This window comes from Bacteroides sp. 4_1_36 (assembly GCF_003466325.1).
In the GTDB taxonomy this organism is placed as follows: domain Bacteria; phylum Bacteroidota; class Bacteroidia; order Bacteroidales; family Bacteroidaceae; genus Bacteroides; species Bacteroides uniformis.
This window is the reverse complement of sequence record NZ_QSOX01000013.1, coordinates 1-720: the sequence shown is the minus strand read 5'-3', so window position 1 is coordinate 720 and position 720 is coordinate 1. Positions and strand designations below refer to the sequence as shown.

Annotated in this window: 1 pseudogene; it reads right to left on the bottom strand. The window is 38.9% G+C overall.

Going from position 1 to position 720, the window contains the following annotated elements:
* Positions 1-558 precede the first annotated feature (558 nt).
* Positions 559-720: pseudogene (locus DXD65_RS13065) on the bottom strand (site-specific integrase); the annotation flags it as partial.

The window sequence follows — 720 nt, the reverse complement described above, 5'->3', positions numbered from 1 at the left end:
CTGCTGATACGCGGTTGTCCAAGCTTTCGATGTCGTCATCATAGTCCTTACAAGACGTGAACGTTCCTGCAGTGCCCACCATTAAGGCGCTGAACAGGATCACACTTAGAAACTTTTTGTTCATAATTGAAAACTTTAAATTTATAAATTTAAAAAAATAAAAAGTGAATAATCTCTCATTTTGAACCCCTTTCGCATACTTGTTTTGTTACTAAGTATTCCGTTACTTCGCAGGTAATGAAATCTTGTTAATTTCGTTAATAATCAGGGAATAAGGAGAAAATAGGTGGGGCTTGTCCAGAATAGTAAAAATCTGTTCGTTGGGATATTGGAAAGAGGATTGGAAGTCCAGAAAAGTGACAATGGGAAAGTAATGAAATGAGGCCTTCAAAAAATGGAAGTGTGTATTTTTAGCTCAAAAGATTGAATAACAGCATATTGATAGAACCGATGTGAGCTCCGTAAAGACAACACCATTCCGTTCCTCAAAACTCTGTTTGAAGATTCCGGAAAATGTGCGACAAATCTATTCTATCCTATCAAAAGCAGTAACGTCTTTTACACCATACACGCTCCACTTCTTACAAAAGAAATTACCCTCTGATTTGCCTCGTCAATCTTTCTGTTGCTGAAAGGCTTCAGATAGGTTTCCGTCACCGTAATGGAGGAGTGCCCCATGGCTTCCGATATGATTCCGGGGTGTATCTCGCAATGGTAAGC